Source organism: Streptomyces sp. ACA25 (assembly GCF_028200735.1).
Classification (GTDB): domain Bacteria; phylum Actinomycetota; class Actinomycetes; order Streptomycetales; family Streptomycetaceae; genus Streptomyces.
Genome location: NZ_JAQKPV010000031.1, coordinates 1 through 8,922 on the forward strand (window position 1 = coordinate 1; position 8,922 = coordinate 8,922).

The window sequence follows — 8,922 nt, forward strand, 5'->3', positions numbered from 1 at the left end:
CGGTTCGGCATGGAGTGGGAGGACCATCCCATGCTCGGCGGCGCCTTGCCGGTCGGGGGGTCCGGGAGCCTGCTTCTCGCCGGACGTCTGTCGCTCGCCTCGCACGAGTGGCTGGCCGATCACGCCGTCTCCGGTTCCGTACTGCTCCCTGGCACAGCCTTCGTGGAGCTCGCCCTGCGAGCGGCCGAGGCGGCGGGGTGCGCCGCAGTTGAGGAACTGGGCCTGGAAACCCCCTTGGTGCTGCCGCCGCGGGGTGGTGTGCGGCTCCAGGTGGTGGTCGAGTCGGCCGATAAATCGGGCCGCCGGGCCGTGAGCGTCTTCTCCCGTGCGGAGTCCACACGGGAGGAAGCCTCCTGGACTCGGCATGCGGTGGGCGTTCTCTCCGCGGACGTTTCGCCGGCCGCCGCTGCACCATGGAGCACCGGCGTCTGGCCACCCCCGGACACCGAGCAGGTCGAGGTGGACGCCTTGTACGGGCAGTTCGCCGCCATGGGCTACGAGTACGGGGACATGTTCGCCGGGCTTCAGGGTGTGTGGCGAGGGGACGGCGAGGTATTCGCGGAAGTGCGGCTCCCCGCGCGGGCCACCGCGGAAGCCGTACGGTTCGGCCTGCACCCCGCTCTGCTCGACGCCGCCCTGCAACCGTGGCTGGCGGGCGGCCTTGTCGAAGCCCCGGAGGACAGCGTTCTGCTGCCCTTTGCCTGGCAGGGCATCACACTTCACGCGACCGGAGCCGACACACTGCGCGTCCGGTTGGCGCGGGCCGGGGACGGCTCGTTGTCGCTGCAGGCGGTGGACCTGGCCGGAGCGCCGGTCCTCTCGCTGGACACGCTGGTCCTGCGACCGCTCGCCCGCGAACGGTTCGCACGGCTGCTCGGTGCCTTCGATGACCGTCCGCTGTATCGCGTCGGCTGGCGGCGCCGTGAGCCGGTCTCGGTGGCGCCGCAGCTGCGGTGGGCCGTCGTGGGCGGGCAGGGCGACGCGGTCCGGGCCGCCACCCGGATGGCGGGTGGAGCCGTGTCCGTCCACGCCGACCTGGACGCCTTGGGTGCGGCCATGGACGAGGGCGGAGACGTACCAGCCGTCGTGCTCGCCGACTTCCGCGCGGACGCCGGCTCCCACACCTCCACCCGTACCGCGAGTGGTCTCGTTCCCGAAGCCGAGGCGGTGCGCGCGGCGACCCGGGCCGGTCTGGACTTCCTCCAGCGCTGGCTGGCCGACGAACGCCTCGCGGCCGTACGCCTCGCCGTCCTCACCGAACGGGCCGTCGCCGCCGGCGTCGACGAGGACGTCACGGACCTGGCCCACGCCGGGCTGTGGGGCCTGCTGCGGTCGGCCCAGTCCGAACATCCGGACCGTTTCTTGCTGGTGGACGTCGACGCGGATGACGCCTCACTCGCGGCACTGCCCTCGGCGCTCGCCCTGGACGTCCCCCAACTAGCTCTGCGCGCAGGGGAGATACGCGTCCCCGAGATCGAGTCGCTGCCGGCGGACGCCGAGCCGACGGGTCACGGAGCCGGCGCCGCGCCCGAAGCGGACGACTCGGTGCTCGGCCCGGACGGCACCGTGCTCATCACTGGCGCCACCGGCACACTCGGCAGCCTGCTCGCCCGGCATCTGGTGACCGGGCACGGCGTACGCCGTCTGCTCCTCCTCAGCCGCAGTGGGTCGGATGCCCTCGGCGCCACCGGGCTGGCGGCGGAACTGACCGAGCTCGGTGCCGCGGTCTCCCTCGTTGCCTGCGACGTCGCGGACCGAGCCGCCCTGGAACGTGTCCTGGCCGACATCCCCGCCGCACACCCGCTCACCGCCGTGGTCCACGCGGCCGGAGTCATCGACGACGGCGCGATCCAGGCACTCACCCCCGAGCGGGTCGACGCCGTGCTGCGGCCCAAGGTGGACGCCGCGCTGAACCTGCACGAACTCACCGCCCGAATGCCGCTCTCCGCGTTCGTGCTGTTCTCCGGGGCGGCGGGCATCCTCGGCCGCCCCGGACAGGCGAACTACGCGGCGGCGAACACCTTTGTGGACGCTCTCGCCCACCACCGCCGCGCACGGGGACTGCCCGGCGTCTCGCTGGCCTGGGGACTGTGGGGGGCGGCCAGCGACATGACGGGACACCTCGGCGAGAACGACCTCCGGCGCATGCGGCGTTCCGGCATCGCCTCGATGACCGGCGAAGAGGGCCTGTCATTGTTCGACCGGGCACTCGCCGTCCATGACGGGCCGTTGCTCCTCCCGGCACGTCTGGACCTCGCGGCGCTCCGCCGGGAGCAGGCGGCGGAGGGACCGGAGGCGGTTCCGGTTCTGCTGCGCGGACTCGTGCCGGCTGTGACCGTACGGCGCGTCGCGTCACCGAGTGCCGCGCGTGACACGCCGGCTCTCACCGGACCGCAGCAGGCCGACCAGCTGAGGCAGCGGCTGGCCGGCCGGAACCACGAAGCCCGGGTGCGTGAACTGCTCAGCCTCGTACGTGTACACGTGGCCGGGGTGCTCGCGCTCGCGGAGGGGGAGCAGGCCGTGGACGCGGCGCGGCCGTTGCGCGATGCCGGATTCGACTCGCTGACCGCCGTCGAACTGCGAAACCGGCTCGGCGCGGCAACCGGCCTGCGGCTGGCACCGTCGCTCGTCTTCGACCATCCGACCCCGCGGGCCGTCGCCGAACACCTGGACGGCCTGCTGTCCGCAGAAGGCATCGACGACGCGGGCGACGCGGCGCTGAACGGACTCGACGTACTGGCGTCCGCGGTGGGCGGGATGGAGACGGATGACATCAGGCGCGACATCGTCCGTCGGCGGCTGGAGGAAATGCTCGCGCTGGTCGGGGGCGCGCGGTCCGGCCCGGTCGGCGTCGGGCTCGCCGACAGCGCCGTTGCGGAGCAGCTGGACTCGGCGTCCGACGACGATCTCTTCACTTTCATCGAGGAGCAGTTGTGAGCGCCGTCAGCCGACAGGAACCACGCCGTCCCGAACCGCGACACGGACGAGGAGAGGTCCAGTAGATGGCCGCCGACGAGAACAGGATCCGCGACTACCTCAAACGCGTCACCGCCGAACTGCACGGCACACGGCAGCGGCTGCGTGAGCTGGAGGACGGTGCTCGGGAGCCCGTCGCCATTGTGGGGATGAGCTGTCGGCTGCCGGGCGGGGTGACCACGCCTGACGAGCTGTGGCGGCTGGTCGACTCCGGGACCGACGCGATCTCGGGCTTCCCGTCCGACCGTGGCTGGGACGTGGAGAGCCTGTACGACCCCCAGCCGGGGAAGCCCGGCACCAGCTACGCGCGTGAGGGCGGATTCCTCTACGACTGCGCCGAGTTCGATCCGGAATTTTTCGGCATCTCGCCGCGCGAGGCCCTCGCGATGGATCCGCAGCAGCGTCTGTTGCTGGAGACCGCGTGGGAGGCGTTCGAGCGGGCCGGGATCGCCCCGGGCTCGGCGCGCTCCACCCGCACCGGTGTCTACGCCGGGGTGATGTACGACGACTACGGTGCGCGGCTGCCCACGGCACCGGACGGTCTGGAGGGCTATCTCGTCAACGGCAGCGCGGGCAGTGTGGCCTCGGGCCGGGTCGCCTACACCCTGGGGCTCCACGGGCCGGCCGTCACGATCGACACCGCGTGCTCCTCTTCGCTGGTGGCGGTGCATCTGGCAGCGCAGGCGCTGCGGCTGGGCGAGTGCGAACTCGCCCTGGCGGGTGGGGCGACCGTGCTGTCCACCCCGACCATGTTCGTGGATTTCTCGCGGCAGCGCGGTCTCGCCGGGGACGGCCGCTGCAAGGCGTTCGCCGACGCGGCCGACGGCACGGGGTTCGGCGAGGGCGTCGCCATGCTGCTTCTGGAACGGCTCTCTGACGCGGTACGCAATGGTCGCCGCGTCCTCGCCGTCGTACGAGGTTCCGCAGTCAACCAGGACGGTGCGAGCAACGGTCTGACCGCTCCGAACGGTACGGCGCAGCAGCGGGTGATCCGGCAGGCGCTGGTGAACGCCGGACTGGCGGCCGACGAGGTGGACGCCGTGGAGGCCCACGGCACCGGCACCCGGCTCGGCGATCCCATCGAGGCGCAGGCGCTGCTGGCGACCTATGGGCAGGGCCGGCCCGCAGACCGGCCGTTGCTGCTCGGTTCGCTGAAGTCCAACATCGGTCACACCCAGGCCGCCGCCGGGGTCGCCGGCGTGATCAAGACGGTACTGGCGATGCGTCACGGGCGGCTTCCCCGGACCCTGCACGTCGATCGGCCCTCCACCCAGGTGGACTGGTCGTCGGGCTCGGTTCGGCTGCTGACCGAGAATCGGCCCTGGCCTGACCACGGCGACGGGCCGCGCAGGGCGGGCGTCTCGTCGTTCGGTGCGAGCGGCACCAACGCGCACGTCATCCTGGAAAGTGTCGCCGAGATCCCAACCGCCGAGACCCCCGTTGCCGAGGCCCCAGCCGCCACCCCGGGGGCGACGCCCGTCTGGATGCTGTCCGGCCGCGACGAGGCGGCCCTGCGGGAACAGGCGCGGCGGCTGCACACCCACCTCACCACCGGTTCCGAGACGCCGCCGGCCGACGACGTCGCCCGCACGCTGGCCCGGTCCCGTACCGCGTTCGTACACCGGGCCGCCGTCCTCGGCCGCGACGAGGCGGACCTTCTCGACGGTCTGAGGGCACTGGCGGAGGGCCGGAACGCCCGTGGACTGATCACCGGCCCGGCCGTCCCCGAGCGTCGCGTCGCGTTCCTCTTCACCGGTCAGGGCAGTCAGCGACCGGGCGCCGGCAAGGAGCTGTACGCCCGCCACCCCGCGTTCGCGCGGGCCCTCGACGACGTCACAGCCGAGCTCGACCAGCACCTGGAACAGCCTCTGCGTGAGATCATGTTCGCCCGGCCCGGTACTGGTGCGGCCGGGCTGCTGGACCGTACCGCGTACACCCAGCCCGCCCTCTTCGCCCTCGAAGTGGCGCTCTTCCGGCTGCTGACCGGCTGGGGTCTGCGTCCGGACGCCGTCATGGGGCACTCGATCGGGGAGATCACCGCCGCTCATGTGGCGGGCGTCCTGACGCTGCCGGACGCCGCCAGGCTCGTGGCGGCGCGCGGTCGGCTCATGGAGGAACTGCCCGCGGGCGGAGCGATGGCCGTGCTCCAGGCCGCCGAGTCCGAGGTCGTGCCGCTGATGGCGGGACGCGAGGCGGAGCTGTCCGTCGCAGCCGTCAACGGACCGACCGCGACCGTGATCGCGGGCGACGAGGGCGCTGTCCTGGAACAGATGCTGCTGTGGCGCGAGCGAGGCCGCAGGACGAAGCGGCTGAGAGTCAGCCATGCCTTTCACTCCCCGCGAATGGACGGGATGTTGGCGCGGTTCGAGGAGATTGCCCGCGGCATCGGCTACGGGGCGCCGACAATTCCCGTCATCTCGAATCTGACAGGAGACACCGCGGCCGGCGACGCCCTGCGCACCCCGGAGTACTGGGTACGGCACGCACGCGAGTCCGTGCGATTCCTCGACGGGATGCGCGGCCTGAGCGCCGAGGGTATCGACACGTTCGTCGAACTCGGACCGGACGGCGTGCTCTCCGCGATGGCGCGGGAGTGCCTGGGCGAGCACCCCGGAACCGAACGGTCCCTCGAGGGCGCCGAATCCGTGGATGCCGGACGCGCCCCGCTGGTCCTGCCCACTCTGCGGCGGGACCGCGACGAGACGGCGGCCCTCCAGGAGACCCTGGCACGCGCGCACGTCCACGGTGTCCCCCTCGACATCGCCGCGCCACTGGGCGACGGACCCCTTGCCACCGATCTGCCCACATATCCGTTCCAGCGGGCCCGCTACTGGCTCGAACCGCCCGCCCCCGCGCCCGGCCTCGCCGACGCCGGCCTGGCCACCGGCGGGCACCCGCTGCTCGCCGCCGCGGTCGAACTTCCCGACGGCGCCGGGACGGTGTGGAGCGGCCTGCTTTCCCTCCGTGCCCAGCCATGGCTCGCCGACCACAGCGTGTGGGGCCGTACGGTCGTGCCGGGCTCGGCCCTGCTGGACATTCTGACCCACGTCTGCGCCGAGGCCGGGTGCGACCGGGTGGCGGAGCTGACCTTCGAAGCGCCGCTGGTGATCCTGGTGGACGAGGGCACCCGGCTACGGGTCACCCTGAGCGGTCCTGACGCCGGCGGCGCCCGCCAGGTGCGGATTCACTCCGCACCAGTGGCGTCCGGCGCCACCGGCTGGATCCAGCACGCCTCCGGCATCATCGACGGCGCCGCCGGAGCCCCGCCCACCGGCCGTGCGGACGTCACCGGCCTCGGCGGTACTTGGCCCCCCGAAGGGGCGGAACCTGTCGAAATCCAAGGCGAATACGAGCGGTTCGCCGACGCGGGCATCGGGTACGGCCCCGCTTTTCAGGGACTGCGCGCCGCCTGGCGCCGAGGCGACGAGACGTTCGCCGAGGTGCGGATTCCTGAGGAGTACGCCGTGGAGGCCGCCCACTACGGTGTTCATCCCGCGCTGCTGGACGCGGCCCTGCACGCGATCGGTCTCGGTGACCGGTTCGCCGGTGGGGCGCACGGGCTCCTGCCGTTCTCCTGGACCAATGTGCGGCTGTTGGCCCCCGGCGCGGACCGCCTCCGTGCACGGATCGCTCCCGCCGGCCCCGACGCCGTGACCGTGACGGTGGCCGACGGGAACGGCGCACTCCTTCTCACCGCCGAGTCCCTGGCGCTGAGAAGGATCACCGCCGAGCAGATCACGGCCGCCCTGACCGGCCACGCCCCGCTGTACCGGCTGGAATGGACCGCCGTGCCACCCGCCCCGACGCCTGCCGAAGCGGGCTTCGCCCTCGTGGGCCCGCACGATCCGCTGCTGCGCGACACCGTGGGGACCGCGGTGCCCACGGAGACCTATCCGGACCTGGGCGCGCTCGCGGCCGACGACGACATACCCGTACCGAGTCATGTGCTGATGGACCTCGGGAGTCCGGGTGTTGACTCATTCGGCACCGGCACACCCGACGGCAACGTTCCTCGCGACTCCGCGCGCGGCGACGATTCGCTCGCCGACCGTGCCGGCGCCACGGCACGCGAGGCACTCGCCGCAGTACAGCGGTGGCTCGCCGACGACCGCTTCAACGGCTCGCGGCTGGTTCTGCTGACCCGCGGCGCCGTGGACACCGGAACGGGAGTCACGGCCCCGGCCGCCGCCGGGATCTGGGGTCTCCTGCGCGTCGCCCAGACCGAGCACCCCGACCGGTTCGTCGTCGTGGACGTCGACGGACACCCGCAGTCCCTCCGCGCCCTGCCGTGGGCCTTGACCTCGGCAGGACCGCAACTGGCCCTGCGTGCCGGGACGGTAAGCGTCCCGGGCATCGTGCGGGCACCGGCCGCCGACGCCTCGGCCATGCCCTGGAAGGCCGACGGAACAGTCCTCATCACCGGCGGCACCGGCACACTCGGCGGCGCTGTGGCGAAGCACCTGGTGGGCCGGCACGGCGTGCGGCACCTGACACTGCTCAGCCGGCGCGGACCGCACACAGCCGGAGCGGACGCTCTGGTCCGGGAACTCGAAGCGCTCGGCGCCTCCGTGCGCGTCGCCGCCTGTGACGCTGCCGACCGTGACGCGCTGGAGCGGCTGCTGAAGGACATCCCCGCCGCTCACCCGCTCACCGCCGTGGTGCACGCCGCCGGGGTGCTGGACGACGGCGTCGTCACCACGCAGACCGGCGAACGTCTCGACGCCGTACTCCGGTCCAAGGCGCACGCCGCCGTCAATCTCCACGAATTGACGCTGCACCTGAACCTCACCGCCTTCGTGTTGTTCTCGTCCGCCGCCGGCACGATCGGCAGCGCCGGACAGGCTCCGTATGCCGTCGCCAACGCGTTCCTCGACGCGCTCGCCTCCTGGCGGCTCGGTCAAGGGCTGCCCGCGACCTCCCTGGCATGGGGACCGTGGGACGGCGGAATGGCCGCGGAGCTGAACCTCACGGACGCGGCGCGACTGCGCAGGTCCGGGCTCGCCCCGCTCGCCGTGGAGGAGGCGCTCGCCCTCTTCGACGCGGCCTGCTCCCGGCCTGAGGCGGTGCTCTACCCTCTGCGGCTCGACCTGGCCGCGTTGCGGTCCCGCGGCGAACCCGGGAACACGGTGCCGGACGTGCTGCCCGGCCCTGCCCGCCCGCGCCCGCGTGCCGGCACAGCAGAGGTGGTTGCCGAGCCCGACCTCCTCGCGCGCCTGGCCGGGAAATCGCCGGCCGAACGAGCGGCCACCCTCACGGATCTGGTCCGGACCGAGGTCGCCGCCGTCCTCGGACACGGTCGCCCGGCCGCCCTGAGCATGAAGCGCTCCTTCAAGGAGGCGGGCTTCGACTCGCTCACCGCCGTGGACCTGCGCAACCGGCTCAGCACCGCCACAGGTCTCAAACTGACAGCCGCCATCGTCTTCGACCACCCGACCCCGGCCTCCCTCGCCGCCCACCTGGACAGCGAACTGGGGAGCCGACTGGAACACGAATCGTCCACCGAGCGGCAGCCCCCGACGGACGCCGCCGACGTCCTGAACCTGCTGGAACTGCTGCGACACGGGCTCGCGACAGCCGTCAAGGACGACACCGAACGCGCCCGCGCCGCAGGCCTGCTGCGCACCATTCTCACCGAACTCGGCGATCCGGACGGGCAGTCGGGCCATGCGCCCGAGGACCCCCCCGGGCCTGGACCCGAGGTCTCCGACCGGCTCAGAACCGCCTCCGACGACGAGTTGTTCGACCTCCTCGACAGCGACTTCCGTCTGTCCTGAAGCCGGCCGGGCAGCTCGCCCGGCCCGTGCCACCGACCCACACAGGGGGAGCACCGTGCCTGTCAACAACGAAGACAAGCTCCGCGCATACCTGCGCCGCGCCATGGCGGACCTTCACGAGGCCCGCGAGAGTATCCGGAAGTACGAGTCCGGCGAGCGGGACGAGCGGGAC

General features: G+C 72.6%; 3 protein-coding genes. All 3 read left to right on the forward strand.

The window, feature by feature from the left end:
* Positions 1-2,937, forward strand: a 2,937-nt coding sequence (locus tag PJ985_RS22915) for an SDR family NAD(P)-dependent oxidoreductase (RefSeq protein ID WP_271685807.1), incomplete at its 5' end; no start/stop codon positions are given.
* A 65-nt stretch (positions 2,938-3,002) separates the two neighbouring features.
* On the forward strand, positions 3,003-8,750 hold the full coding sequence (locus tag PJ985_RS22920; protein WP_271685808.1) for a type I polyketide synthase: 5,748 nt from the start codon (positions 3,003-3,005) through the stop codon (positions 8,748-8,750).
* Positions 8,641-8,922: polyketide synthase docking domain-containing protein (locus PJ985_RS23525; protein WP_443033575.1), on the forward strand; the 282-nt coding region annotated here is incomplete at its 3' end. The genes PJ985_RS22920 and PJ985_RS23525, both read left to right, overlap by 110 nt.

Coding starts and splice junctions, on each gene's coding strand:
- PJ985_RS22920 (WP_271685808.1), top strand. CDS start 3,003: ATGGCCGCCGACGAGAACAGGATCCGCGACTACCTCAAACGCGTCACC.